A 23274-nucleotide genomic window follows, 5' to 3' on the forward strand; every position below is an offset into this window, starting at 1 on the left:
AGTTAAGCCTGTCCAAGACATAATTGGCCCAACTTGAGTCCTGAAAGGTCTGACATGCTGGACATACGCCAATTGCAATACTTCATCGCCGTCGCCGAGGAAGAACACGTGGGGCGGGCCGCCGAGCGCCTGCATATTTCCCAGTCGCCGCTGAGCCGGCAGATCGCCCAGCTCGAAGATCGGCTGGGCCTGACCCTGTTCGAGCGCAGCGCCCAGCGCATCCGCCTGACGCGCGACGGCCACACCTTCCTGGCCGAAGCGCGCGCGTTCATTACCCACGGGAACCGCCTGGAAGCGCTGGCGAAACGCCTGGGGCGCGGCGACGAGGGCGGCCTGTGCATAGGCTACATCGAGAACGCCATGCATGCGGGCGTCTTGCCGGAGGGGCTGCGCGCCTTGCGCGCCACGCGGCCGCAAGTGCACGTGGCCCTGTACAACCTGCATTCGGCCGAGCAGATCGAGGGCTTGCGCCAGCGCAGCCTCGATATCGCGCTGCTGTGCGAGCCGCCGCTGCCGAACGACGCGGACCTCGATTGCGCGCAAGTGCTGAGCGACCCCATGCTGCTGGCCTTGCCCGCGACGCATCCGCTGGCGGCCAAGGCCCAGCTGACCCCGGACGACCTGGCGGGCCAGGAGTGGATCGCCGTGCTGCACAAGGAAAGCGTGCTGAAACACGATAACTTCATCGCCGCCTGCGCGCGCGCCGGTTTTACGCCCGACATCCGCATGGAAGCAACGGAACCGCTGACGGCGCTGGGCCTGGTGGCGGCCGGACTGGGCATGGCCATGATCCAGCACAGCCTGCGCCAGCACGCGCCGGCCGGCGTCGTCGTGAGGGAATTGCCGTGGTTCAGCTACCGCACGCCATTGTGGCTGGCCTGGCACAAGGTCAATTTGCGTCCGCTGGTGGGGATTTTCCGGGAAACCTTGCTGCAGCAGGCGGGCGTGGCCGCTTAAATCTTTTTGCCGTGCTTCAAGTGCAAGGGCAGCCACCACCACATGCAAATGATGAGCGTGCCCATCAGCACGCAGGCGACGATGCCTGCGACGTGGCCGAACACTTCCGACATCACCAGATTGGTGCCGAGGATGAACGCCAGCGCCAGGGAAAAGGCGCCGCACATCATGATGCGGTCGGCCACGCGCTTGAAGCGTTCGCGGTCTTGCAGGGGGCGCATCACGCGGTGCTGGATGGCTGGCGCGCTGAGCAGCACCAGGCTGGTCATGGACAGGAAAAACGTCAGCAGGAAGACGATTTTTTCCGCCTGCACGATCTTCGCGAAGCCGCCGTTGAAGGGCAGGATGATGAGGAAGGCCGTCAGCATCTGCGCGCCCGGCAAGAGGATGCGCAATTCGCTGAGCAGGTCGGACAAGTCGCCTTCCTCGCCTGCTTGATTATTGTCGTCATGTGGCGGGGTGTGCGGCATGGCGCTATTCCTGTTGGTGGCGATGGGGCCAGTCTACGCACAGGCGGCCGGGCCGACTGTGGGCGGGCGCACCTTCGGACGCATTGCGTCAGAACCAGTGCGGGTAGCGTTGGCGCAGCCGCCACAAGGGCGTCGAGACGATGGCCGTGGCGCTGTGCGAGGCGTCGTGGCCGCAATGGCCGCAACTGTGGCGCCGGTGCGGCGCCAGCGCGAAGTCGCTCAGGTCCAGGTGCGGGTGGCCGCAGCGGGCGCAGTCGCTGCAGCCCAGCGGCGCGCCAGCCTGCAAGGCGGCGGCGAACGCCTGCGCGGCGGGCGGCGTGATATTCAGTTGCACTATGTCGGGAGGAAACAGGCTGGGCAGGGCGCGGCAGTCGATGGTCAGGGCTGGCAGGTCGCGGCTGAACAGAGCGCCGCCGTCATTGGCCCGGGCGCGCAGTTGCAGCAGGCCATCATTGCCCAGGCGCAGGGTGCTGGCGTGGAATTGCGTGGGGTCGAACAATTCCGGATACAGCACATAGCCCATGGGGCGGGCGTGCTGGCGGCATTGCATGGGTTGCGCGGATGGGCAAGCGGCCAGGTCGGCTTGCGTGCCCCAGTAGCACTGGTGCGTGCGGCACCATTGGCGTACCGCGCCATTGCGAAATTTTCCAGCGGGCAGCAAATCGCACACGATGATGGCGTCCAGTCCCGCGCCGGCCCGAAAGTGGCCCGTGATGTGGGACGTGGTGACGGCAAGATGGCCCGTGCTCGCGTGCAGGGGCCAGCAGATGCCGGGCAGGGTCAGCGGCGTGGCCAATGGCGCCTCCGCGCGGCTATCGGCTTGCCAGCCGCCCGCCGGCCTGAAGCAAAAAACCCGCCGGTTGGGGCGGGCTGTGCTGACGGGGATGCCTGAGGCATGGCCCGGTCTATTCTTCTGTATCGGCCAGGGTGACGATGGCGCGCGCCCACTTCGAGTATTTCAGGTTTGCCAGGTCGCGCACGGTCTTGATATTGAATGCCTGCTTGAGCAGCTCCGCATCCTTCTCGCTCACACCTTGCAACGCATCGACGGGTGCATCAGCGATTTCCTTGAACGTCTTTTTTTCGTAAGCCTTGTCTACCGCTTTATTGATGTTCATGTGTTGATACTCCTCAGTAAGTGGGAAAATTAATTCTACACGTTTTTGAGAACCGTCAATTTACGCTTGCAAGTTGTGCCGAACTAAATATGATGGAGGTGGGCGCCTCGACAGTGAGGTAGTCTGTGCGTTCGTCTTGATATTGTAATTATGTCACTATTATTATTCATAGTATAATGATTTCCATGGCGGAGAATGGTCTGCGCCATGCCGGACACCGCGGTCACGCGGCACCAATCGATAGCGTTCAGGAGAATACGATGAGTTTGCTAGATCAACTTGCAGGACAGGCGATGAGCGCTTTGGGCAATAAAAGTGCTGACGGGGAAGCCCCATCGGGATTGATGGCCAGCGTGATGGATCTGGTCAACCAGCACGGCGGCTTGCCCGGCCTGCTGCAGAAATTCCAGGAAAGCGGCCTGGGCGACCAGGTGGCCAGCTGGATCGGCACGGGCGCCAATGCGCCCGTCTCCGGCGAACAGATCAAGGATGCGCTGGGCAGCGACACGATCACCCAGATCGCTGAAAAAGCTGGCGTCGCCCCGGACGCGGCCTCGGGCGGCCTGGCAGCCTTGCTGCCCCAGCTGATCGACAAGCTGACCCCGGACGGTCAGGTGCCGGAAGGCAACGACCTCGTCAGCCAGGGCTTGAATATGCTCAAGGGCAAGATCTTCGGTTGATTCCCTGGTCTTGCAAGTGAAAAACCTCGCAGCGATGCGAGGTTTTTTTATGTGCAAGGTTTCTGGGGGATCAGAGTTAACGTCGGAAAAACGCCTGTGGCTAGGCGCCGCCCCGAAGACAGTACGCGAGTACGGCGAAGGACAAGAGTAACCCCGGCAACAACGCCACGGGCGTTTTTCAGGCGGCGGCCATTATTCCCAGGCGCTGCGCCATATACGCCGGTTCGCTGGTCAGTCTGGCCGTACTCCCTTCCACCAGATACGAGCAATACCGTCTCCGCTCGGCGCTGCCGCCGCGCCGTTCCATCAGTTCGCCCAGCATGGCGACGGCATCGGCGGCCATCTTTTGCACGGGCTGGCGCAGGGTGGTGATGTCGTAGCTGAGCCAGCCGGACGCTTCCAGCGCGTCGAAGCCGGCCACCGACATTTGCAGCGGCACCTGGATGCCCATCTGGTGGCGCGCCGTGTCCAGGCAGCCGATGGCCATGATGTCGTTGCCGCAAATGACGGCGTCCGGCACGCGGCCCAGGCGGTCGATGACCTTGCGCAAGCCCCGTCCGCCGCTGGCGTAGTCGTAGTTGCCGCTGACGACGATGGGCGCGGGCAAGCCCAGGGTCAGCAAGCGGTCCAGCATGCCGGCCTTGCGTTCCTGCGCGACGGCCGAATCGCCGGGGCCGTCGATGATGGCGAACTGGCGGTGGCCCGCTTCGGCCAGGCGCGAGACGAGCAGGCGCGCCGCTTCGCCCTGGTCGCACAGCACGGCATGCACGGCGTGTTCGCGCGGGCTGCGGTTGAACAGCACCAGGGGCACGTCGCGCCGGCCGAATTCGGCCATCTGCTCGTCCGACAGGCAGGCGGCCACGACGGCGCCGTCGACCTGGTATTGCCAGACATCGCTGAGGGCCTTGCCGATGTCCGCTTCGCGCTCCAGGGTAAACAATAACAGGCGCTTGCCCTGGCGGGCGATGTGCTGGCTCAGGTCGGACAATACTTGCGGATAGTACAGATTGGCCAGATTGGAAATGATGACGGCCACCAGGTTCGAGCGGCGCGTGATCAGGCTGCGCGCGGCCGCGTTGGGGATGTAGTCGAGGCTGATGGCTGCCTGCATGACCTTGGCGTGGGTGGCTTGCGAGATGCTGGCGCCCGGCTTGAAGCAGCGCGACACGGCCGATTGCGACACGCCGGCCAGCAAGGCCACGTCATACGAGGTCACGCGCCGTCCGGCGCCGGGTATGGCGCGGCTGGCGGTGCTGGGTGTCCGGGCTACAGTATTCTTTTTTCGCATATTGGTCTGGCAAGCAACCTGTCTCAAAGTATTCCTGCAGGCCCGGCCGCTTGTGGCGGCCTGGGCGGGCAGAATGAGCATAGCGTAAAAGATTGCCGCATGGCAAGACTGTTTTCTTGTTCATGTTGCAAAAAATATGACTGAATGGCAAGTGGTATGCTTGCTCCTCAATCGGCGCTGTCGCAGGGCCCGCTGCCATAGGGGCTGAGGCGTCCCGGCGGGTCCACGCGGCGCGCGCTGAAATCGCTGGCCAGCGTGGGTAATGGCCATTCCGCCGTGGCGCTCGCTTCCGTGCCGCTGACGGTGCCGCGCACGGTCAGCGCCACGTGCACCCAGGAACCAAAATTGCGCGGATAGCTGACGGTGACGGTGGCCATGCCCAGCGCGTCGCTCAGGCCGCTGGCGCTGACGGTCAGGGGGATGCCCGGATCGAGCACGCCATTGCCGTTGCGGTCGTAGGCGGCGTCAAAGATGCCGTTGCGCAAGACGTCTTCATTGGCGCAGCTGTAGAGGGGCAGGGCCAGGCGCCAGACGCCTGTGTCGGGGAACTCGGGCTTGTCCGCCTGCCACACGTAAGATCCCTTGGCATAGCGGCTGGGCCAGGCGGCGGCCGTGATGGCGACGCCCGGCACGGCATTGCCGGCGCTGTCGGACACGAACACGGCAAAGTCCTTCTGCAGCACGCTGGGTGAATATTCGCGCAGCAGGCTGCCCGTGCCCAGCTTGATCGACAGCGCTTGCCGCGCCACCGTCAGGCGCACGAGGGCCGTGGCCGCCGCTTGCGGCGCGCCTTCGATGCGGGCCTGGATCAGCACGCCGTCGCGGCCGCTGTCGGCTGGCCCCGCCACAAACACGGCGCGCGCCAGGCCATCGCTGCCCGTCAGCACCCGGCCCGCCTGCCGCAGGTAGCCGCCGCTGGGGTCGCTCAAGATGGAAAACAGCACGGGCGCGTTCTTGACCAGGTTGTTGGCCGCGCCATCGCGCACCACGGCGCTGATTGTGCTGATACTTGTGCTGACGTTGTCGGCCGATGCCGCCGAAGTGGTCGTATTCGCGCGCAGCACTGCAGGGTCCGCTTGCACGGCCAGCTTGCTGGCGCCGCTCAGGGGCGCGACGAATTCCAGCCGCGTCTGCGCCGAGGGGCCGCCCGCCACGGCGGCCGTGAGGGTGGCCACGCCCGCGTTGGCCGATTGCACATAGCTGCGCGGCAAGTTGCCATTGCTAAAAATCAAACTGGCAGGCAAGGCCTGGCTGCAGGCGCTGTCGCTGAACAGGCTGCCGCGCGAGGTCGACAGGCTGGCGCTGCCCGCTTGCGGCACGCCCGCCTTGTCATAGCGCGCGTCGATGGGCTGGCACGCCAGGGTCGCCACTTCCGGCAGCACGTCCGCGCCGCTGGCGTCCTGGCCCACGGCCGGACTCAGGCGCAGGTCGCTGCCGGCCACGGCATACGCTTGCGTGGCGGCGGCGCCCAGCGCGCTGACGGACACGGCATCCTTGCCCAGGCTGCCAGCGGTCAGGCGCAGCACCAGCTGGCCTTGCGCATTGCTGAGCGCCGCGCCCCCATCCTTGACGCGCACGCCGTTGCCGGCGCCCGTGCTGTAGGCGATGGCGGCGCCGGCCACGGGTTTGCGCGCCGAGTCGCGCACGGTGACGGTGAGGTCGGCGCCCTGGCCCAGCATCAGGGCGGCAGGCCCCAGCACTTCCACGCTGCTGCCCGTCACGGCCACCGTGCCCTTGCCGCTGCGCGCGCCGACAGTCGCCGTCACGGTGATGCTGCGGTTGCTGTTGGCGCCGCCGGTCCCCAGCAGGGCGCGCGCCTGGCCATTCTTGTCCGTCACGGCGTCGACGCTGCCGAGGATGCCGGAATCGGCGGCAAAGGAAATCTTTGCGTTTGGCAAGGCGAGGTTGGCGCCATCCTTGACGAGGGCGGTGACGGCCACTTCGCTGCCGGCCAATCCCGCCGAGGCCAGTTCCGTGCTGGAAAACACCAGGTTGACGGCGCTGGCCAGGCTGGCCGGCTCGGGCGGCGTGACGGGAGGAATCACGGGGGGCGTCACGGGCGGGGTGACCGGCGGCTTCACGGGCGGCACGGTGGGCAGCGGGCTGCCGCCGCAGCCTGCCGTGCTGTGCAGCGAGCAGCCGGCGCCAGCCTGGGTATCGGCCGAACCGCCGCCGCAGCCGGCCAGGGAAACGAGGAAGGCCGCCAGCAAGGTAGCAGGCAGCAAAGCGGCGGGCAGGTGGCGTGGGTGGCGCAGGCGGGCGAGGGGCACGATGGGTCTCCGGGAGCTGGCCGAGTTGCTCGGCATTCATTTCCCAAGAGTAGCTTTTGCGCGCGGCCGCTACTTGATGCAAAGCAAGCTTATGCTGTTGACCCCGTCGAACGGGTTTTGCTGGTGCAATAGCCTGCCTTCTGATAACATAACGCCCCTTTATTCAGGGAAGGGTCGACATGGCCAATGCTTGCGGCGTCGATTTCGGCACGTCAAATTCCACGGTAGGCTGGGCACGTCCCGGGCAGAGCACCATGCTCGGCCTGGAAGATGGCAAGACGACCTTACCGTCCGTCGTCTTCTTCAATGCGGAAGACGAGGAAGTCAGTTTTGGCCGCGCGGCGCTGGCCGGCTATCTGGCCGGTTACGAGGGGCGCTTGATGCGCTCGCTGAAAAGCTTGCTGGGCACGAGCCTCATCGATGGCCAGACGGAAGTGGGTGGCCGCGCCTTGCCATTTCGCATGTTGCTGGCGCAATTCATTGGCGAAGTGAAACGCCGCGCCGAGCAGTCCGCCGGCCGCGAATTCTCGTCCGCCGTGTTCGGCCGTCCCGTCTTCTTCATCGACGACAATGCGCAAGCCGACCAGCTGGCGCAAGACACGCTGGCCGAAGTGGCGCGCTCCGTCGGTTTCAAGGACGTCGCCTTCCAGTTCGAGCCGATTGCCGCCGCGTTCGACTACGAGTCGCAAATCGACAAGGAAGAACTGGTACTGATCGCCGACATCGGTGGCGGTACGTCCGACTTTTCGCTGGTGCGCCTGTCGCCGGAACGGGCGAAGAAAACCGAGCGGCGCGACGACATCCTCGCCACCGGCGGCGTGCACATCGGCGGCACGGATTTCGATAAATATCTGAGCCTGTCTTCCGTCATGCCCTTGCTGGGCTACGGCAGCCGCCTGCATAACAATAGCGAAGTGCCGTCCAGCTATTATTTCAACCTGGCGACCTGGCACACGATCAACCTGGCGTACACGAAGAAGATCTGGGTGCAGCTGGCCGACGTGTGCCGCGATGCACGTGAGCAAGACAAGATGGGCCGTTTGCAAAAGCTGATCGACGAGCGCGCCGGCCACTGGCTGGCCATGAAAGTGGAAGAGGGCAAGATTGCCCTGTCCGACGCAGCCGAAGTGCAGCTGGAACTGGACCGCCTGTCGCCCGCGCAGAGTCTGTTGCTCAAACGCACGCAGTTCGACGAGGCCATCGGCCACCTGTGCGGTTCCGTGGAAGAAACCGTGCTGCGTCTGCTGCGCGACGCGGGCGTGGCGCCGGAAGCCGTCGACACCGTGTTCTTCACGGGCGGTTCGAGCGGCGTGCGCTTGCTGCGCGAAAAGATCGCCGCCCTGGTGCCGGCCGCGCGCAAGGTCGAGGGTGATCTGTTCGGCAGTATCGGTGCGGGACTCGCGCTGGACGCCGTGCGTAAATTTGGTTGATAAAATGTGCATGGCGGCGTTGCCGCGTCTTGCCGTACTGGTGTACTGTCTGCGACACGGCGCCTTGCCCTGCGCATTTTATCGATACCCCCACTGTTGCACCCACGAAAGAACGCCCCATGAATGTGTTTGACAAACCGATCGTCATGATCGACTTCGAGACGACCGGTTTATCTCCCGACATGGGCGACCGCATCACGGAAGTGGCGGCGCTGCGCATCGAGGGCGGGCAGATCACGGACCGCTATGTGACCCTGATCAACTGCAATGCGCGCATCCCCTCGTTCATCACGGGCTTGACGGGCATCACGCAAGCGATGGTGGACAAGGCGCCGCCCGTGGCCGAGGTGGTGCCGCAGCTGCTCGACTTCATCGGCAGCGATGCCTTGTCGGCGCACAATGCCAGCTTCGATGAAAAATTCCTGCGCGCGGAAAGTGCCAGGCTGAACCTGACACCGGCGCACCAGTCGCTCGTGTGTTCATTGAAACTGTCGCGCCGCGTGTTTCCCGGCATGGCCAGCTACAAGCTGGGCTTGCTGTCCAGCCAGCTGGGCATCGCCTTCAAGAGCGCCGCCCACAGGGCCGAGTCCGATGCGGAAGTGGCGGCACAAGTGCTGATCCACATCGGCCGCCATTTGCGCAGCAGCTATGGCATCGCTGACGTCGACGCGGATTTGCTCGTGTCGCTGAACAAGCTGGCCGCCGCCAAGGTACCGCAATTCCTGCAAAAACACCCATCCCGCCGCTGAGCGCCATGCCTGCCTAAGCGGGCTCATCAAAACGATATAATTTTGTTATTTCGTTTGAGCCTGCTCAAGTCCTTCCCCCGCATCGAATTTAAAATTTAAGCAACACATGATTTCGCCGCCCTGGGCCGCCGTTTTGCGCGTGCTGCCAGCAAGCGCAATGTGGATGGGGGCGCACATGGACAAGCACCATACTGCCAGAGATAGCCACGAGGCGTATATCTGGTTCCGCACGGCTGCCGAGCAGGGCAATGCCTACGCCCAGTTCAATCTGGGATTGATGTACAAGAAGGGCGAAGGCGTGGCGCAGGACGATGCGCGCGCCTTTGTCTGGCTACGGCTGGCCGCGCTGCAAGGGCTGGCGTTCGCGCAAAACCACCTGGGCGCCCTGTATTACCACGGCCGTGGCGTGGCGCAGAGCGACGAGGACGCCGTGCTGTGGTTTCGCCGCGCGGCTGCGCAGGGCGATGCGTCGGCCCAGCAAAACCTGGGACAGATGTACCGCAAGGGACGGGGCGTGCTGCAGAGCGATGAACTGGCCCTGGCATGGTTTTACCGCGCCTCCGAACAGGGCGTGGCCAGCGCGCAATCCTTGCTGGGCGAAGCCTATGCGCAAGGCCTGGGCGCGAAAAAGAACGATGCGCTGGCCCTGGCGTGGTTCCGCAAGGCAGCCTTGCAGGGCGATGCGCAGGCGCAGCTGAACCTGGGGCTCGTCTACAAGCGGGGCCAGGGCGTGGCGCAAAGCGATACGCAGGCGCTGGCCTGGTTCCGCCAGGCCGCCGCCCAGGGCCTGGCCGTGGCGCAGCGGCAACTTGGCGTGGCGTATGCGGAAGGCCTGGGCGTGGCGCCCGATCAGCTGCGCGCCTACGCCTGGCTGCAGCGGGCGGCCGAGCAGGATGACGCCGACGCCCAGTTCAACCTGGGCCTGATGCTGGCGCGGGGGCAGGGCGTGGACAAGGACGAGGCGCGCGCCGTCGTCTGGTACCGGCGTGCCGCCCTGCAAGGTCACTGCATGGCGCAATACAATCTGGGCGGCATGTTTGCAGGCGGGCGGGGCGTCGCGCGCGACCTGCGCCAGGCGCTGGACTGGTATGCCAGGGCGGCGGCCCAGGGCGCGTCGAATGCGCAGTTCAACCTGGGCGTGATGTATGCGAATGGCCAGGGCGTGGAGCGCGACGAGGTGTGCGCCGTGCGCTGGTACCGCACGGCGGCCGAGCAGGGCGATGCCAGCGCGCAAAACAACCTGGGCGTCATGTATGCAAGCGGTCACGGCGTGCCGCAAGACGATGGCCTGGCCGTGCAATGGTATGCGCGCGCGGCCGGCCAGGGCCATGCGCTGGCGCAGTACAACCTGGGCGGCATGTACAACAGCGGGCGCGGCGTGGAGAAGGATCCCGTTTGCGGCTATATGTGGCTGGCGCTGGCGGCCGAGGGCGGCGATAGCGGGGCGGCCCGGGCGCGGGAAGCGGCTGCCGCCAGGCTGGAGCCGGCACAGCTGCAAGAGGCGCAGCAGCGCATGCGGCAATGGCACCAGGTGCGTTCCCCGCCGCGGTCGCCACGGCCACCGCGCGACTGAAGCGTGGGCGCGGACGCGGGCTGCGTGCGATAATTGCTGGCAGGAATGTCGCGAAGGCGGCGTGGTTTTTGGCACAGTGAAAGGCGGAACATGGTAAGGCAGGCAGGCGAGGATGCATCCGAGCAAAAAGTCATCGACGACATCGCCACGCATGGCTGGCATGGCGTGCATATCAGTGCCGATGAAGAGGGCCCCGGCTACGCCTTCACGATAGGCGCCTGCCACAGCTTTGGCCAGCCCGAATTTCTCATCATGGGCTTGCCGCGGGCCGTGGCCCACCAGATACTCGACGTGGCGCTGGACGCCGCGCGCAGCGGCGCCATCACGGATTTCACGGCCACCACGGACGTCTTGCTGAAGGGCCATCAGTGCGCCTTCGTGCGCGTGCCCGTCGAGCAATACCGCAACTATGTCGGCTATGCGCGCTGGTATTACCAGGGTGACGAGTTTACCGTGTACCAGATCGTCTGGCCGTCGCGCGATGGCCATTTTCCATGGCAGGCGCAAGCCAGTGCGCAGTACGTGGAAAGCCAGCCGCTGCTGGGACCGGCGCCGCTGGCGGCATGACGGCAGGCGCGTCCGTCAGCATTGTGACGGGCACGGCCACCCTGTGCGTGTTCGACCCGGCCCTCTTGCGCCACAAGCTGGAAGATGACTGCGACTGGTGGAGTATTCCCAGTGCGGAACTGGCGGCCGTGAACGCGGGGCAGGTAGCGTTTTTCAACGTCGGCGGCGACGGCGCGTATGACATCGCCTTGCACGCCGAACTTGCCGAGCCGCATGTGGTCGTGCATCTGGCCGTGGTCTCCGGCCGCGTCTTCATCGGCGCCGGGGAGGACGTCACCGGCGGCGGCCTGGAACCGGACACGGCATATGGCGGCCTGTTCGTCGACGTGCCCGCGGGCAGTTACCGCTTGCAGGCGCGCCGCGACGGGGCACGCATCAGCCTGGCATTCGTGCCCGATGCCCGCAGCAGCAATGCGTTTGGCGACCTCGTGCGTATTTGAGTGCGGCCAGCCTGCCGCCGTCCAGCTTTGACTAGTGCCTCTGGCTACGCATCCAGGCGCGCCGCGCCCGCGCCTTGCCGCCGGTCCAGGAACAGGCTGTTGCCGTGGATTTTCTTCGCCTGCTTCTTCGCTTCCGCCGCCTGCGTGGCAATCTGGTGGTGCGTGTAATACTGGTGCGCCTCGACCTTGATGACGCCCAGGGATAGGCTGATCAGGGAATAAAACACTTTCTTGCCTTGCCGGTCTTCGCTGATGTAGCCGCCCCGTTCGCAATCGCTGGTGCTGTAATAGGCGAGGATGGCGGCCGCGAAGTCGTCCAGCATGGCCTGGCAGCGCGCTTCCCAGTCTTCGCTCTGGAACAGGATCATGAAATCGTCGCCGCCGATGTGGCCGATGAAGTCGCGGTTCGGGTCGCAGTGGCTGCTGAGGATTTCTCCCGTCAGCTGGATCACGTCGTCGCCCTTGCGGTAGCCGTACACGTCGTTGAAAGGCTTGAAGTGGTCGAGGTCGCAATAGCAGACCCAGAAGCGGCTGCCGCTGTGCAGCAGGCGGTCGATATGCTCGTTGATGGGCACGTTGCCGGGCAGTTGCGTGAGCGGGTTGGCATAGCGGGCCGCGTTGATCTGCATCTGCGTGATTTCGCGCATCAGGTCGTGTCCCGTGCCCATGCCCAGGTAGCGGCCGTGTTCGGTAATGATGAAACCGTTGAACAGATGGTGGGCGCTCGATTGCACCATGGTGTAGCTGAGTTCCTGCAAGCTCGTCTCGTGGTCGGCGATCAGGGGCGTGGCATCCATGAACAGGCTGCACGATTTCTTGCCATACAGTTCGCGCTGGTAGGGACGGGCGAAGTGGTCGATCATCTCGAAGCGGCTGATCAGGCCCAGCGGCACGCCATCGTCGACGACGGGAATGATCATCAGCTTCGGGTCTTTCAGGAAAATATCGTACACCTCGTTATTGTTTTTCTCGGGCGAAACGGCCGCCACGCGGTGCAGCAGCTTGCGGATGCTGGCGCCATTCTTTTCCAGGCTGCTGCGCTGCGGATACACGGCCACGCCGTTGCGTCCCAGCGCCTGCACCACTTCGGCCGGCAGGGCGCGCGCCGGCACCGCGTTGGGCCGGCCCAGGTGATAGCCTTGTCCGAACGCCACGCCCAGGTCGCGCAAGACCAGCAATTCCGTCTGCGCTTCGATGCCTTCGGCGATCACCAGGGTGCCCGATTTCTCCGCGATTTCCTGGATCGAGCGCACGAACTGCAGTTTCACGGGGTCATTATTGATGCCCTGGATGAAATGCATGTCGATTTTCACGTATTCCGGGCGCAGTTCCGACCACAGGCGCAGGCTGGAAAATCCCTCGCCCAGGTCGTCGATGGCGATCTGGAAACCCATATTGCGGTAATGCAGCACCGCTTCGCGCATCAGCTCGTAGTCATACGTAGGCTGGTTTTCCGTCAGTTCGATGATGACGCGGTCCGGATTGATGCCGATATGCTCGATGTATTCCAGAGTTTCGCCATGGCGGGCATTGCGCAGCAGCAGGCATTCGGGGCTGACATTGAGAAACAGCTTGCCCGGCAGCTGTAGTTCGGCGAAGCGTTCGAGCACCACTTGCCGGCACAGGTGCTCTACTTCCAGGGTCAGGTCATGCGCGCGCGCCACCTTGAACAGATTCATCGGCGCATGCAGGGGGCTGTCGGACGGCCCCCGTATCAAGCCTTCGTAGCCGATGATGTCGCCGCTGTGCATGTGGATGATGGGCTGGAACAGCGCGCTGAGCTTGCGGCCCGCAATGATCTCATGCAAGGCATCCGTCCCTTCGATGCTCATGGATATCGATGGTGGCTTCAGGTAAGCCACATTCGATGGCACCGCGCCGGGCGGCGCGGCGGTGGCGGTGGGGAGGGCGAGAGTGTGCATAGGCGGATGTGGCGGCACGGCCTCTGGACGGGCCATGAACATGTTGCCGATAGTAAAGAAGATTTATGACGGCTTGATGAAACGACTTTGTTTTTGATAATGTTTCTTGCATGAATGTCAGTTTGCCGATTCCGGCGAAAGCGAGATTTATCATGGCCATTCATGTAAATTCCCCAAACAAAAGACGGTAAATCCACCGGATAACTGTGCTTTAAAAGTGGCAATCCGCGCTATGATTTCTCTTGGCGAAAGTCAACATGGGCAGCCGCCGCGCATGCAGGCGGCCTGCTTTCCTCGACATCCAACAATGAGACAACAACCCATGCAATTACGTAGTGCAACCCTCATATTCAGCTTGATGGCCGCCTTCGGTGGCAATGCCCTGGCGCAAAGCGCCGCGATGCCATCGTGCCCGGCCGGCGATGGCGCACCCGTGACGTATCCGGTCAGCAAAAAAGTCGACCAGCAAGACAGCTATTTCGGCACCACCATCGCCGACCCGTACCGCTGGCTGGAAGATGCCAACAGCGCCGAGACAGGCGAATGGGTTGCGGCGCAAAACAAGCTGACGCAATCGTACCTGGGCACCATCCCGGAGCGCGCCGCGATCAAGCAGCGCCTGACCAAGCTGTGGAATTATGAGCGTTTCTCTACGCCAACGAAGCAGGGCGGCCGTTACTTCTACAGCCGCAATGACGGCTTGCAGAACCAGGCCGTGCTGTACACGGTGAAAAAACTGACGGACGAGCCGCGCCTGCTGCTGGACCCGAACACCCTGTCCACGGATGGCACGGTGGCGCTGGCCGGCACCTCGATCAGCCCGAACGGCAAGTACCTGGCGTATGCCACGTCCGCTTCCGGTTCCGACTGGAACGAGTGGAAGGTGCGCGACATCGAATCGGGCAAGGATTTGACGGACCACATCAAGTGGGCCAAGTTCTCCGGCGCTTCGTGGACCAAGGACAACACCGGTTTCTTCTACAGCCGCTATGACGCGCCGAACGAAGCGACCAAGCTGGCCGATATCAATTACTTCCAGAAATTGTATTTCCATAAAATCGGCACGCCGCAAAGCGACGACGTGCTCGTCTTCGACCGTCCCGACCAGAAGGAATGGGCGTTTGGCGGCAGCACCGTCAGCGACGACGGCAATTACCTGATCATCACGGCCACGCAAGGCACGGAACGCAAGAACCGCATTTTCTACAAGGACTTGCGCCAAAAGAACGCCAAGGTGGTGGGCTTGCTGGAAGCGTTCGATGCATCGTACTCGTTCATCGACAATGACGGCCCCGTGTTCTTCTTCAAGACGGATAACAAGGCGCCGAAATCGCGCGTGATCGCCATCGACACGCGCAAGCCTGCGCCTGCCGACTGGAAGGAAATCGTGCCGCAAAGCGCGGAAACCCTCGTTGCCGTCAACCTGATCAACAACCAGCTGGTGCTCGATTACTTGAAAGATGCGCAAACGCAAATCAAGATCGTCGACCTGAACGGCAAGCTGGTGCGCGAAGTGGCCTTGCCGGGCATCGGTTCGGCCGGCGGCTTTGCGGGCAAGCGTGGCGACACGGAAACGTTCTACTCGTTTACCAGTTTCACGACGCCGGCGACCATCTACCGCTACGACATGAAATCGGGCAAGAGCAGCGTGTACCGCCAGCCGAAGGTCGATTTCGACCCGAACGCCTTTGAAACGCGCCAGCAATTCTTCACCAGCCGCGACGGCACCAAGGTGCCGATGTTCATCGTCTCGAAAAAAGGCATGAAGCTCGACGGTTCCAACCCGACCTATCTGTACGGCTATGGCGGCTTCAATATTTCGCTGACACCGAGCTTCTCCGTGGCAAATCTTGCCTGGGTGGAAATGGGCGGCGTCTACGTGATGGCCAACCTGCGCGGCGGCGGCGAATACGGCGAAGCCTGGCACCAGGCTGGCACCAAGCTGAACAAGCAAAACGTGTTCGACGACTTTATTGGCGCGGCGCAATGGCTGGTGGACAACAAGGTCACCTCGCCATCGAAGCTGGCCATCGGCGGCGGCAGCAATGGCGGCCTGCTGGTGGGCGCGGCCATGACGCAGCGTCCCGACCTGTTCGCCGCGGCGATCCCGCAAGTGGGCGTGCTTGACATGTTGCGCTTCCACAAGTTCACCGTGGGCTGGGGCTGGGTGCCTGACTACGGTTCGTCGGACGATGCCGAACAGTTCAAGGCGCTGGTGAAATACTCGCCGCTGCACAACCTGAAGGCGGGCGGTTGCTATCCAGCCACCATGATCACGACGGCCGACCACGACGACCGCGTCGTGCCTGCCCACAGCTTCAAGTTCGCCGCCGCTGCCCAGGCAGCGCAAGGCGGCGCGGCGCCCGTGCTGATCCGCATCGACAGCAAGGCCGGCCACGGCGCCGGCAAGCCGACGACCAAGCAGATCGAAGAAGTAGCCGATCGCTGGGGCTTCCTCAGCCGTTCGCTGAAGATGACGCCGGTAGTGGCGGAGCCGGCCAAGGTGGCGGCGCAGTAAACAGGTAGTGTTCAGGTAAAAAGCGCGGGTGCCGTTGGCCCGCGCTTTTTTACGTCTGGTGCAAAGGCGCGATGCGCGCCAGCACGCCGTTGCCAAACGTGGACTGGAACGGCAAATCCTTGCGCTGCGCATAGCCGATATAGCAATCGCACTTGAAGCGCGGGCAGGATTTCTCTTGCAGCAGGTCCGCCAGGTCGTCCGTGTACAGGTTGCCCAGGCGCTCGGGCACGAAATGGCAGCGCGCCAGCTCGCCGTCGCCATCGACGGACAGCGACGCCTCGCCCGCCAGACAGGGCTTGCCGCGCGAGGGCGAAGGGCGCCGGTTTTGCGCGAACCACGGGTCGACGGCGTCCAGCCAGGCCAGGTCTTCCACCGCGTAGTAGCCGGGACCACGCCGGTCATACGCGTTCAGCCACAGGTAGACGTGCGCGGGCAGGGCTGCGCGCAGGGCGCGGATGGCGTCAAGGTGTTCATTCATCGCCACGACGCCGACGGAATAGCGCACGCCCATGGCGTCCAGGCGCGCGCAGCGTTCGAGAAAGCGGGCCAGCGTCGTCTGGTCCGGGTGGTAGGTGCACCACAGGCCGATCTTTTCCAGTCCATCCATCCCCTGCAGCCAGTTCAGGGGGCCGGACAGATTCGTTTGCAGCGCCACCTGGCGCACGTGCGGCAGTGCGGCCAGGGTTTGCATGGCCGCGCGGTAGTGGCGCCGCACCAGCGCTTCGCCCCAGGGGGTGAACAGCACGCCGATGGGGCGCGTTTGCCGCGCCACCCAGTCCGTGAAGCGGACAAGCTCGCGCGCGTCGCGGGCCAGCGCGGCGCGGCTGTCGCGCTTCTTGGCAAACGGGCAGTAGCCGCAGGCGTAGTTGCAGCTCGCCAGCGTGCCCCGGTACAGCAGGGACAGAGTGCCAGGCGGCGTTGTCAGCACGCCTGGCCCTCTTGCGCCATCAGCGTGCGCACCGTCTCGGAGGCCAGCCACGGGCCGATGGTGTCGGCGTAGCTGTAGCCGCGGTCATTGAGGCGCAGCAGCGGACCATCCTCCTGCACCAGTTCCAGCGCGTGCAATTCGGCCAGCTGCGGCAGATCCATCTCGCAGCGCGTGCCGAAGCGCGCCGTGTAGGCGTCGCGGTCCAGGCCCGGTTCCGTCAGCAGCGACTGGATCACGTAGCGCCGGCGCTGTTCTTCCTCGCCCAGCACGTAGCCGTGTTCCGCCTGCGCGAAGCTTACTTCGTCCAGCGCCAGGTAGTTGTCGATGATGCCGATGGTCTCTGTCCGTGCCACCGCGTACTCGCTCGAATAATGCAGGCTGGCCGTGTAGGAGCGCGCGCCCGCGCCCAGGCCCACCATGCCGTCATTCTGGCAGCAGTACGAGGGACCGTTTTGTTCCGGCGCATGGGGAGCGCGGAACATGCGCATCGATACCTGCTCATAGCCTTGCGCGCGCAAATGGTCGCGCGCGGCCGCGTACAGGGCCAGCCGGCTGTCGCCGTCCTGCGCCAGCATGATGGGGTTCAGCGTATCGGCGCCTTTGCGCCGCGCGATCTTGCCAAGGCCCGTCTGCTCGCGCACGTACAGCGGATACAGATAGATTTCCTCGGGCCGGAAGGCCAGCGCGCTGTCGATGGACGCCAGCAGGCTGGCCACCGTCTGGCCCGCGATGCCGTAGATCAGGTCCAGGTTCAGGGTGGGAAAGCCTGCTGCGCGTATCAGGCCGATGGCGTGATGGACGGTGGCGTTTTGCTGGGGACGCGCCAGCGCGCGCATCTCGCCGGCGGCAAAGCTCTGGATGCCCAGGCTGACGCGGTCGATGCCGTGCGCGCGGCAGACGGCCAGGCGTTCGGCCGTGATGGTTTCGGGCGACGCTTCGATGCCGGCCGGCGTGGCTTGCAAATCGATGCCGAGGATGTCGCGCGCGCCGCACAGCAAGGTGTCCAGCTGCGCCGGCGACAGATAGGTGGGCGTGCCGCCGCCCAGCGCGAAGCGGGCAAAGCGCCGTTCGCCCAGCGCGCCGGCCAGTGCGCGCATCTGCACCAGCACTTGCCGCACGTAGCGTTCGACCATGTCGGCGCTGGGGCGGGCCATGGCGAACAGGTTGCAAAAGCCGCAGCGCATCTCGCAAAACGGAATATGGATGTACGCGAACAGGGCGGAGCGGTCTTGCCGCGCCCACAGGGGCGCCAGCGGCGCCGCCTGCGGCAAGGCGCGGTAGGCCGCCTTGTGCGGATACGAATACGAATACGCCTGATAGGGCGTGTGGCGCATGCGTTGCGCCAGGGTGCCAGGTTGTTCGGCTGGGTTCACGGTGGGGACTCCTTGGGAGGTGTATCGGGGGCGATGAAGAAGTGCGCATATGGCACGTTCCACACGCTGTCGTGGGCGATGCGGTGGCCGCGGTAGCCATCTTCGCCATAGGCGCTGCCGTGATCCGAGCAGACGATGGCGAACGTGGGCGCGCGCGCGGCGCAGGCGGCAAACAGGGGCGCCAGCGCGCCATCCACATAGCGCAGCGCTGCCGCGTGGCTGTCCAGGCAATCGGCGCGGCAGCCGGGCAGGTAGGCGCGGTTCGGTGTGTGCAGGGCGGCCACGTTGATGAACAAAAAAGTGCGCTGATCGCCATCCGCCAGGCGGGCTATGGCCAGCGCCACCTGCTTTTGCGTCGAATGGCGGCTGGCCACGCCCATGCCCGCGCTCCAGTGGCTTTCCTGGAACAGCGACGGCAGCACCGTGCCCAGCGCCGTTTGCTTGTTGAAGAAGCCCACGCCGCCGATGCAGATGGTGCGGTAGCCGCGTGCGGCCAGTGCGGCGGGAAGGTCCGCTTCCGCGAAGGTAAACGTGTCGCGCGACGTCGTTTCGCTGCCCGCAAACGCGCTGGCGAACAGGCGCGGATGGCGGCCCGGCGCGGCCGGCGTGGGCAAGAAGCCCGCGAAGAAGGCCTGGTGCGCCGCATAGGTGAACGTGGCGGGCGAGTGGCGCCGTTCCCAGCCGCCCGGCGGTAAAAAACGTCCCAGCACGGGCAATTCACCCGCCTCGTACAGGGCTTGGGCCACGTCAAAGCGCAGGGTGTCGAGCGTGAGGAAGACGATATCGTGGCTGCCGACGATGGCGTGCATGTCGGGGATGGCCGGTGTGTCCGGTGTATCTTTAAGCATGTGTCAGTTGCGTCAATTGCGCCGCATAGGTGTCCGCGCCTTGCCACAGCAGGCCTGGCAGCAGGTCGCCGAAGGCGTTCGCTTCCAGCACGTGGGCCTGGCCCTGGCGCACGACGAGGTCGTAGCCCGTCACGTGGCTGGCGGGGAAGGCGCACGCGGCCTGGGCGGCAGCCGCTTCCAGCGCCTCCAGGTCGGCTGCGTTCAAGAGGCCGGATGCCTCGCCGCGCCGGTTGTCGAGGTGCAGATTGGTCATCATGTGCTGTCCGATGCGCGCCACCCGGTGCGCGGGCTGGCCCGCCAGGGTCACGACGCGCAGGTCGTAGTGGCTGTCGCCGCAGCGCGGCTTGTTCAGCCACGTTTCCGCATACAGTTCCTGGGCGGCCAGCGCGTCGACGAGGGCGGCGATGTCGTGCCGCGTGTCATAGCGCGCCATGCGCTTGACATTGAACAGGCGCGCCGCGCCATCCCCATGCTGCAGGGCGGCCGAGGTGGTGGCTTGCTGGCGTCCCGCCTTGTTCCGGCGGTAGGCGACGACGCCGGACGCGGACGAGCCGTAGCGCGGCTTCAGATACACGCGGTCGAGGTCATGCTGGCGCAGCAGCGCTTGCAGGTGCTCGTAGCCATGCACGGGGCCGAGCAGGGCGGGAATGGCGATGCCGTGCGCGGCCAGGTGGCGCTGGCAGGCCAGCTTGTCCGTCATGCGGACAATCTCGGCCGGCGCATTGAAGACGCGTATTGCCGGCAAAGCCGCCAGTTGCCCCGCCAGGTCTTGCATGGCGCTGGCAAAGCCCGCAAACCACGCATCCATGGCCAGCAGCTCGCCATGTTCGGACGCACGCACGGGGGCGCGGTCCAGCAAACGGCAGCCCGCCTGCAGCAAGAGAAAATGGGCGGCGGGAGCGTCGCCGGGCGGCTCGATCTTCAGCAGGCCGGGCTGGCGCAAGGCGTCTGTCAGCAGCGCCGGCTGCGCCAGCCAGTCGCGCCATTCCAGCACCTGCGCGGGCGGCAGGCGCAGTTGCGCGCGCGCCGCCTGCATCAGGCGCACGCGCTTGCTGCCGGCGCTGGCCAGCAGGGTGAGGGGTGTAGCCAAAGGAAAAGACTCCGCTTATTCGCCCACGGCCACGTAGCGGTAGCTTTCGCCGTCGTCTTCGTCCGCTTCCTGCGGGTCGTCCAGCACCACTTCGAAGGGCAGCGCCTTCAGCTTGGCCTGGTTTTCTTCCGAGATGTAATGGTGCGACAGGTCCAGGCGTTTCAGCTTGCCCAGCTGCGTGTGATTGAGCACGGCCACGGCGCCCAGGTCGCCGATGGTGCCCAGCGACAGGTCGAGCGTGTCGAGCTGCGCCACCAGCGGCTCTTCCGCCAGCCACACGGCCAGGTCGTCGGCGATTTCCGCGTCGCGCAAGCCCAGGTAGCGCAGGGTCGGTACGGTCAACTGCGCCAGCACCTTGCGGTACAGGTCGACGTCGCCCGAGAAGCCGTATTCCTCTGTGCCCAGCCACAGCTCCAGGTGTTCCAGCTGCGGCATGCTCGATTGCGCCAGCGCTTCGGCGATCTTTTGATCGAGGCCGCCCGCTTCGATGGTGAAGCGGCGCAGGTGCTGGTGCGCGAACGGTTCGATGACGAGCTCATTGCCGCCGCGGATGCGCAATTCTTCCAGCTGCGGGAAGGCGTCCAGCAGGGGCTTGTAGCTGCCTTGCACGATCCACGAGATTTCGCATTCCTCGTACGTCATGTCGCCGATGAAGAGGGCGCGCACATTGGGCAGTTGCGGCGCGTGGGCGATCAGCGCGGCGATCACTTCGTCGGCGCCCGATTCGTACGGATCGCCCCACATGCCGATGATCAGCGCTGCGAGCGCGTTCTGGTCCGCCTTGGCGAGGAAGCCGGCGATCAGCTCGTCCATCTTGCGCTTGTCGTCGTACTCGAGCGACAAACGGTAGACGATGTCGGGCGAGGCGTCGAAGGGCAGGTCAGGGTCGTACTGGACGACTTTCTTGTTGTGGAAGGTGGTGGTGCTGTCGGAAATCGTCATCGGTAAGGCTCCATGAAGGGCAGTGGAAATCTTGTCTAGTCCGAAATCTTAGCATGGGCATAAGGGCTTATTGCACACTGCTGGCCCCTGCAATGGGAGCCATCGATGCTTATCTTGCATCAAAGTTGTCAAAAATGTTTACCTTTTTTATATTATCGATTATCTTGTTAATTTTATTGGAAAATTGACAATGAAACCGATACATAAAACCCTGTGTTTCTTGCTGTTGAGCGCTGCGACAACGACGGCGTTTGCACAAATCCTGCCTGCACCTGCACCGATTTTCTCTTCGACAACGTTTGCGCTCCCCTCGACTGGCCGTTTGCAGTGGGGCGGCATCACGGCGCTGGGCGAACTGTATGGCTATGTTCAGCTGAATGGCGTGGACATGTGGTACGGCACATCAGGCTCGGCAGTGACGGCCATGCCTGCGGCTCAGGCAACGAATATGCTGCGTGGCGGCAATATTGCAGGAGACTTGCTGCTGCGCTCCACCGCCGCCGATGGCACCTTGCACATGCAACTGCAGTCGGGCAACACCCTGACGTCGCTGGATATTCCCGGCCAGGTGTCGTGGACCGGTCAAGTTAATGCGTCGGGGAAAGTCGCGTTTGGCGCCACCGTGGTCGACAGCCAGACCAAGGTCAGCAGCACCAACGCCTATCTGTACGATTCCGCATCGGGCATTACTCCCCTCGGTACGCTGGGCGGCGCCTGGAGTAGTGTTTCAGCAATCAATGATCATGGGGTCATCGTCGGCAACTCCTCGACGGCCAGCGGCAAGCAGCACGGTTATATCTATGAAAATGGTGTGATGAGAGACATCACGCCCACGATCAGAGACGCCGAGGTGAAGATGCGAGGGATTAACAATGCAGGGGAAATCGTGTTCAACCAGTACTTCCCCAATGCCCCCTGGCCGGTTCCCTACCGCGCCTTCAAGATGGTGGATGGCAGCTGGAGCGGGATCAACTCCATGTCGGAAGCGCTCGGGATCGATGGCAAAGGGAACGTGGTGGGCATCAGCCTTTCAGGTGCGGAATCCATTATCAATATGAATGGCAACACCTATATGCTGGCCGACCTGGTCGATGGCATGGAAGGCTGGCGCAATCTGCAAGTCAATGGCATCAACGAGGCTGGCCAGATCGCCGCCAGCCGCTGCAACGACCGCTTTTGTGAAGTGATCCGCCTCGACCCGCTCAGCGCCGTGCCGGAGCCTGAAACCTATGGCATGTTGCTGGGCGGCCTGGCATTGCTCGGCTTTGTCAGCAGAAGACGTCAGCGCCAGGCCTGACGCCGGAGCCGTACGCCGTGCTGCTGGTGGCCACTAGCGGTGGATCACCACCAGCAGCGCTTTTCCTTCCGTCTTGCCCAGGTTGCGTATCGTATGCGGCAAGTCCGCCGGATACCTGGCCGTGCCGCCATTCTTGACCTTTTTCTTCGCCGTCCCCACTTCCAGTTCCAGGTTGCCGTGGATCACCGTCAAATGCTCGGTGGTGCCCGGATCGTGCGGCTGCGACGCCAGTTCACCGCCCGGCGCCAGGGTCACCTCATACCATTCATATTTGCCGGCCAGTTCCATCGGTCCCAGGATGCGCAGCACGTAGCCCGCGTGGTCGCCGGGCAGGGTGGGGGTTTCGTGGGCGTCCGTGATGCGGATGGTTTCCACGGCTTTTTCCGCGCTGGACAGCAATTCGCCGATCTGCACGCCCAGGGCGTTGGCCAGGCGCCACGTGATGGCGATGGTGGGATTGGCCTTTTCGCGCTCGATCTGCGACAGCATGGACTTCGAGACGCCCGCGATGCGCGACAAATCCTCCAGTGTCAGGCCGCGCGCAAGGCGCAGCCGTTGCAGGGTGGCGCCCACTTCGGGCGGAGAATTGGTCGAAACGCTGGTTTTCATCGGCAGGTGGCTTGCAAAGTTCAAAAGGCTTGGGTAATATCCACTATATTGAATTTCAGTTCGAAATAGTGGATTTTGAGGAAAAACACGGAAACGTGTAGACTTCAAACAGCGCTTCACGGTACAGCATTGTGCGCGCACCGGTCAAGCGGACGCTTTTCCCTATGGCAACTGAGCTCACCCGGATAGCACACATACAACAGGG

The 23274-nt window shown here is 64.1% G+C and carries 21 protein-coding genes; 9 read left to right on the forward strand and 12 right to left on the reverse strand.

Annotated features, from left to right (window positions below):
* The first annotated feature begins 54 nt into the window (after window positions 1–54).
* On the forward strand, window positions 55–957 hold the full coding sequence (locus tag O3300_RS01690; RefSeq protein WP_305051802.1) for a LysR family transcriptional regulator: 903 nt from the start codon (window positions 55–57) through the stop codon (window positions 955–957).
* Here O3300_RS01690 and O3300_RS01695 read toward each other — a convergent pair.
* The 3 genes from O3300_RS01695 to O3300_RS01705 all read right to left on the reverse strand — a co-directional run bounded on the left by O3300_RS01695 (window position 954) and on the right by O3300_RS01705 (window position 2545).
* Window positions 954–1427 carry a DUF6328 family protein gene (locus O3300_RS01695; RefSeq protein WP_305051803.1) on the reverse strand — a complete coding sequence of 158 codons (474 nt, stop codon included), beginning with the start codon at window positions 1425–1427 and terminating at the stop codon, window positions 954–956. The two genes, O3300_RS01690 and O3300_RS01695, sit on opposite strands and share 4 nt — an antisense overlap.
* An 88-nt stretch (window positions 1428–1515) precedes the next feature.
* Window positions 1516–2223: a hypothetical protein gene (locus O3300_RS01700; protein ID WP_305051804.1), complete on the reverse strand. Its 708-nt coding sequence runs from the start codon at window positions 2221–2223 to the stop codon at window positions 1516–1518.
* Between the two features lie 109 nt (window positions 2224–2332).
* On the reverse strand, window positions 2333–2545 hold the full coding sequence (locus O3300_RS01705; RefSeq protein ID WP_034751103.1) for a hypothetical protein: 213 nt from the start codon (window positions 2543–2545) through the stop codon (window positions 2333–2335).
* Between the two features lie 260 nt (window positions 2546–2805).
* On the opposite strand from O3300_RS01705, the gene O3300_RS01710 reads away from it, so the two are divergent.
* Window positions 2806–3225, forward strand: a complete 420-nt coding sequence (locus O3300_RS01710) for a YidB family protein (RefSeq protein WP_034751100.1) — start codon at window positions 2806–2808, stop codon at window positions 3223–3225.
* Window positions 3226–3403: 178 nt separating this feature from the next.
* On the opposite strand, the gene O3300_RS01715 is transcribed toward O3300_RS01710, so the two are convergent.
* Complete coding sequence (locus tag O3300_RS01715) at window positions 3404–4441, reverse strand: LacI family DNA-binding transcriptional regulator (protein ID WP_257218619.1); 1038 nt, start codon at window positions 4439–4441, stop codon at window positions 3404–3406.
* A 239-nt stretch (window positions 4442–4680) separates the two neighbouring features.
* The gene (locus tag O3300_RS01720) at window positions 4681–6783 is read right to left on the reverse strand and encodes an Ig-like domain-containing protein (protein ID WP_305051805.1); all 2103 of its coding nucleotides are present in this window, start codon (window positions 6781–6783) and stop codon (window positions 4681–4683) included.
* A 179-nt stretch (window positions 6784–6962) separates the two neighbouring features.
* Between O3300_RS01720 and O3300_RS01725 the strand changes: the two genes are divergently transcribed.
* The 5 genes from O3300_RS01725 to O3300_RS01745 all read left to right on the forward strand — a co-directional run bounded on the left by O3300_RS01725 (window position 6963) and on the right by O3300_RS01745 (window position 11542).
* Window positions 6963–8213, forward strand: coding sequence for an Hsp70 family protein (locus O3300_RS01725; protein WP_034781446.1), 1251 nt, complete (start codon window positions 6963–6965; stop codon window positions 8211–8213).
* 119 nt (window positions 8214–8332) lie between these two features.
* The gene (locus O3300_RS01730) at window positions 8333–8962 is read left to right on the forward strand and encodes a PolC-type DNA polymerase III (protein ID WP_171985014.1); all 630 of its coding nucleotides are present in this window, start codon (window positions 8333–8335) and stop codon (window positions 8960–8962) included.
* A 175-nt stretch (window positions 8963–9137) separates the two neighbouring features.
* Entirely contained in the window at window positions 9138–10535 is a 1398-nt protein-coding gene (locus O3300_RS01735; protein WP_289898097.1) for a tetratricopeptide repeat protein, read from the forward strand.
* 90 nt (window positions 10536–10625) lie between these two features.
* Window positions 10626–11102 (forward strand): DUF4262 domain-containing protein, encoded by a 477-nt coding sequence (locus O3300_RS01740; protein WP_251348931.1) that lies wholly within the window; start codon window positions 10626–10628, stop codon window positions 11100–11102.
* The gene (locus O3300_RS01745; protein ID WP_289898095.1) at window positions 11099–11542 is read left to right on the forward strand and encodes a DUF6386 family protein; all 444 of its coding nucleotides are present in this window, start codon (window positions 11099–11101) and stop codon (window positions 11540–11542) included. The genes O3300_RS01740 and O3300_RS01745 overlap by 4 nt, the downstream gene beginning before the upstream one ends.
* Before the next feature lie 44 nt (window positions 11543–11586).
* Here the strand turns inward: O3300_RS01745 and O3300_RS01750 are convergent, their stop codons facing one another.
* On the reverse strand, window positions 11587–13374 hold the full coding sequence (locus O3300_RS01750) for a GGDEF domain-containing protein (protein WP_289898418.1): 1788 nt from the start codon (window positions 13372–13374) through the stop codon (window positions 11587–11589).
* 412 nt (window positions 13375–13786) lie between these two features.
* On the opposite strand from O3300_RS01750, the gene O3300_RS01755 reads away from it, so the two are divergent.
* Window positions 13787–15982 (forward strand): prolyl oligopeptidase family protein, encoded by a 2196-nt coding sequence (locus O3300_RS01755; protein ID WP_289898094.1) that lies wholly within the window; start codon window positions 13787–13789, stop codon window positions 15980–15982.
* A gap of 49 nt (window positions 15983–16031) precedes the next feature.
* Here O3300_RS01755 and O3300_RS01760 read toward each other — a convergent pair whose 3' ends face one another.
* Genes O3300_RS01760 through O3300_RS01780 form a run of 5 tightly spaced genes read right to left on the reverse strand, consistent with a single transcriptional unit; the run spans window position 16032 to window position 21163 of the window.
* Window positions 16032–16910 carry an STM4011 family radical SAM protein gene (locus O3300_RS01760; RefSeq protein ID WP_305051806.1) on the reverse strand — a complete coding sequence of 293 codons (879 nt, stop codon included), beginning with the start codon at window positions 16908–16910 and terminating at the stop codon, window positions 16032–16034.
* Window positions 16904–18283, reverse strand: a complete 1380-nt coding sequence (locus tag O3300_RS01765; RefSeq protein WP_305051807.1) for an STM4012 family radical SAM protein — start codon at window positions 18281–18283, stop codon at window positions 16904–16906. Before O3300_RS01765 ends, O3300_RS01760 begins: the two co-directional genes overlap by 7 nt.
* The gene (locus tag O3300_RS01770) at window positions 18280–19131 is read right to left on the reverse strand and encodes an STM4013/SEN3800 family hydrolase (protein WP_305051808.1); all 852 of its coding nucleotides are present in this window, start codon (window positions 19129–19131) and stop codon (window positions 18280–18282) included. The genes O3300_RS01765 and O3300_RS01770 overlap by 4 nt, the downstream gene beginning before the upstream one ends.
* Window positions 19124–20221, reverse strand: coding sequence for an STM4014 family protein (locus O3300_RS01775; protein ID WP_305051809.1), 1098 nt, complete (start codon window positions 20219–20221; stop codon window positions 19124–19126). Before O3300_RS01775 ends, O3300_RS01770 begins: the two co-directional genes overlap by 8 nt.
* Window positions 20222–20236: 15 nt before the next feature.
* Window positions 20237–21163 (reverse strand): STM4015 family protein, encoded by a 927-nt coding sequence (locus tag O3300_RS01780; protein WP_289905153.1) that lies wholly within the window; start codon window positions 21161–21163, stop codon window positions 20237–20239.
* Between the two features lie 190 nt (window positions 21164–21353).
* Here O3300_RS01780 and O3300_RS01785 point away from each other — a divergent pair, with 190 nt between their 5' ends.
* On the forward strand, window positions 21354–22460 hold the full coding sequence (locus O3300_RS01785; RefSeq protein ID WP_305051810.1) for a PEP-CTERM sorting domain-containing protein: 1107 nt from the start codon (window positions 21354–21356) through the stop codon (window positions 22458–22460).
* Between the two features lie 33 nt (window positions 22461–22493).
* Here O3300_RS01785 and O3300_RS01790 read toward each other — a convergent pair whose 3' ends face one another.
* A complete protein-coding gene (locus O3300_RS01790; RefSeq protein WP_077403922.1) occupies window positions 22494–23069 on the reverse strand; it encodes a helix-turn-helix domain-containing protein in 576 nt (191 codons plus the stop codon).
* Window positions 23070–23274 lie beyond the last annotated feature (205 nt).

Origin of the sequence: Janthinobacterium sp. SUN206, assembly GCF_030587305.1 — a bacterium.
GTDB lineage: Bacteria > Pseudomonadota > Gammaproteobacteria > Burkholderiales > Burkholderiaceae_D > Janthinobacterium > Janthinobacterium kumbetense.

What these genes read in the sequence shown, in the direction of transcription:
- O3300_RS01690 (WP_305051802.1), top strand. Translation starts at nt 55, where the DNA reads ATGCTGGACATACGCCAATTGCAATACTTCATCGCCGTCGCCGAGGAA.
- O3300_RS01695 (WP_305051803.1), bottom strand. Translation starts at nt 1,427, where the DNA reads ATGCCGCACACCCCGCCACATGACGACAATAATCAAGCAGGCGAGGAA.
- O3300_RS01705 (WP_034751103.1), bottom strand. Translation starts at nt 2,545, where the DNA reads ATGAACATCAATAAAGCGGTAGACAAGGCTTACGAAAAAAAGACGTTC.
- O3300_RS01710 (WP_034751100.1), top strand. Translation starts at nt 2,806, where the DNA reads ATGAGTTTGCTAGATCAACTTGCAGGACAGGCGATGAGCGCTTTGGGC.
- O3300_RS01725 (WP_034781446.1), top strand. Translation starts at nt 6,963, where the DNA reads ATGGCCAATGCTTGCGGCGTCGATTTCGGCACGTCAAATTCCACGGTA.
- O3300_RS01730 (WP_171985014.1), top strand. Translation starts at nt 8,333, where the DNA reads ATGAATGTGTTTGACAAACCGATCGTCATGATCGACTTCGAGACGACC.
- O3300_RS01735 (WP_289898097.1), top strand. Translation starts at nt 9,138, where the DNA reads ATGGACAAGCACCATACTGCCAGAGATAGCCACGAGGCGTATATCTGG.
- O3300_RS01740 (WP_251348931.1), top strand. Translation starts at nt 10,626, where the DNA reads ATGGTAAGGCAGGCAGGCGAGGATGCATCCGAGCAAAAAGTCATCGAC.
- O3300_RS01745 (WP_289898095.1), top strand. Translation starts at nt 11,099, where the DNA reads ATGACGGCAGGCGCGTCCGTCAGCATTGTGACGGGCACGGCCACCCTG.
- O3300_RS01750 (WP_289898418.1), bottom strand. Translation starts at nt 13,374, where the DNA reads ATGAGCATCGAAGGGACGGATGCCTTGCATGAGATCATTGCGGGCCGC.
- O3300_RS01755 (WP_289898094.1), top strand. Translation starts at nt 13,787, where the DNA reads ATGCAATTACGTAGTGCAACCCTCATATTCAGCTTGATGGCCGCCTTC.
- O3300_RS01770 (WP_305051808.1), bottom strand. Translation starts at nt 19,131, where the DNA reads ATGCTTAAAGATACACCGGACACACCGGCCATCCCCGACATGCACGCC.
- O3300_RS01780 (WP_289905153.1), bottom strand. Translation starts at nt 21,163, where the DNA reads ATGACGATTTCCGACAGCACCACCACCTTCCACAACAAGAAAGTCGTC.
- O3300_RS01785 (WP_305051810.1), top strand. Translation starts at nt 21,354, where the DNA reads ATGAAACCGATACATAAAACCCTGTGTTTCTTGCTGTTGAGCGCTGCG.
- O3300_RS01790 (WP_077403922.1), bottom strand. Translation starts at nt 23,069, where the DNA reads ATGAAAACCAGCGTTTCGACCAATTCTCCGCCCGAAGTGGGCGCCACC.